General features: G+C 42.8%; 1 protein-coding gene. It reads left to right on the top strand.

Translation table 11 applies throughout. The annotated features are described in order from the left end of the window. Positions 1-2,689: beta strand repeat-containing protein (locus ACP6PK_RS25915; RefSeq protein WP_426563917.1), on the top strand; the 2,689-nt coding region annotated here is incomplete at both ends.

Genomic DNA, 2,689 nt, shown 5'->3' with positions numbered 1-2,689 from the left:
TCAGTATTTGCAGCGGATGTGGATGGTGATGGGGATGTTGATGTTCTCAGCGCTTTAGCAGATGACAACAAAATCGCCCTGTACCTCAACAATGGCAGTAATAACTTCACTGAACAGACGATATCTACTAATGCTGATAGACCCGAATCAGTATTTGCAGCGGATGTGGATGGTGATGGGGATGTTGATGTTCTCAGCGCTTCTTTCGACGACAAAAAAATTGTCCTTTATGAAACAATATCTGTCCCAGTCTTAACTGACTTAGACCCCGCCACATTCACCGAAAGTATTGTCAACCCAGCAGCACAAATAATAGATAGCGATGTTACTCTCACCTCAGATAGCAATGACTTTAACGGTGGTAATATTATTATTGACTACACTATTGGTGGAGGGATTGAAAACCAACTAACCGTTGCTAATATTGGTACTGGAGTAGGTCAAATAGGCTTCGACGGGACAAATATTACCTACGAAGGGAACCTTATAGGTAATATTGATATTATCAATAACGGAGTCAACGGTAATATTTTAGAAATAAGCCTAACCACTGCCAACGCTACAGTTGCTGCTGTAGAAGCATTAATAGAAGCCATCAGTTACCAAAATATTTCCGAAAACCCAACCGCTAGTCGGATTATATCAATAACAGTCAACGACGGTATTATAGACAGTACACCCCAAACATTAGAAATAACAGTCAACGCTGAAAACAATGCCCCAGTCCTCAATAACACTCTAGATGCCATTGGAGCAACCGCCGATATTGAATTAACAGTAGATGAAGACACAACACCCATCGGAGGAGTAGGCAACCTAGTCAGCGAAATAGTTGATCTAACCGCTAATGTTACTGATATTGACACCACCCCCCCTCCTGTTACAGGTATCGCTATTACCGCAGTAGATGAAACAAATGGTGTCTGGCACTACACTACTAATGGTAGCACAACCTGGACTCCAGTAGGCGTGGTATCTGAAACCAGTGCCTTATTATTACCAGACGATGCCAACACCAGGGTATTATTCGCCCCCACAGCAGACTTTAACGGCAGCATAACCAATGGCCTGACATTCCGCGCTTGGGACCAGACTTTTGGTACAGGAGGCACAAACATAGATGTTAGTACCAATGGTGAGACTACAGCCTTTAGTATTGATACAGATAGAGTTAATGTGGTAGTTAACCCAGTCAACGATGCCCCCACAGCAGCAGACAATACCATAACCATAGAAGAAGACAACAGTCACACATTTACCGAAACCGACTTTAGTTTTGACGACATAGACGGAGACACTCTAGCATCTATAACCATAACCACCCTCCCCACAGCAGGAACATTACAACTAAACGAAATAGACGTAACAGCCAACCAAATAATCACAGCAGAAGATATTCCCAACTTAGTATTTACTCCAGAAGCAGATGGTAACGGCACAAATTATGCCAACTTCAACTTCACAGTTAACGACGGCACAGAAGAAAGTCAAACAGCCAACACCATCACCATAGATGTTACCCCAGTTAACGATGCTCCAGTAGCAGCAGACAATACAATAACTATAGAAGAAGACAGCAGCCACAGATTTGCTGAAACCGACTTTAGTTTTGACGACATAGACGGGGATACCTTAGCATCTATAACCATAACCACCCTCCCCACAACAGGAACATTACAACTAAACGAAACAGACGTAACAGCCAACCAAATTATCACAGCAGAAGATATTCCCAACTTAGTATTTACTCCAGAAGCAGATGGTAACGGCACAAATACCAACTTCAACTTCACAGTCAACGACGGCACAGAAAACAGTCAAATAGCCAATACCATAACAATAGATGTCACAGCACTCAATGATGCCCCCACAGCAGCAGACAATACCATAACCATAGAAGAAGACAACAGTCACACATTTACCGAAACCGACTTTAGTTTTGACGACATAGACGGAGACACTCTAGCATCTATAACCATAACCACCCTCCCCACAGCAGGAACATTACAACTAAACGAAATAGACGTAACAGCCAACCAAATAATCACAGCAGAAGATATTCCCAACTTAGTATTTACTCCAGAAGCAGATGGTAACGGCACAAATTATGCCAACTTCAACTTCACAGTTAACGACGGCACAGAAGAAAGTCAAACAGCCAACACCATCACCATAGATGTTACCCCAGTTAACGATGCTCCTACAGCAGCAGATAATACTATAACCATCAACGAAGACAGCAGCCACACATTTGCCGAAACCGAATTTGGTTTTAGTGACATAGACGGGGACAGTCTAGCATCTATTACCATCAGCACCCCACCCACAGTAGGAACATTACAACTAAACGGCATAGACGTTACAACCAACCAAGTCATTACAGCAGCAGACATTCCTAACTTAGTTTTTGCTGCAGAACCAAACCTCAATGGTGTCAATGATACCAGTAGCTTTGAATTTACAGTCAATGATGGCATAGATGACAGTGAAGCAGCCAATGTTATTAATATAGATGTCACTCCCAACCCTTCTACTATTAGCGTCAACGATATCATAGTCAAGGAAGAAGATAGTATCGCCACATTCACCATCACCCTAGACCAACCCAGCAACCAACCAGTAACCATAAACTATAACACAAGCGACTCAACAGCCATCGCCCCAGATGACTACACAGCCATCACAGACA

The sequence above is a fragment of the Dapis hubbardiae BLCC-M172 genome, from assembly GCF_050016015.1.
Classification (GTDB): Bacteria; Cyanobacteriota; Cyanobacteriia; order Cyanobacteriales; family Microcoleaceae; genus Trichodesmium.
The sequence above is the reverse complement of the archived record's forward strand: the minus strand, read 5'-3'. Positions and strand labels throughout refer to the sequence as shown.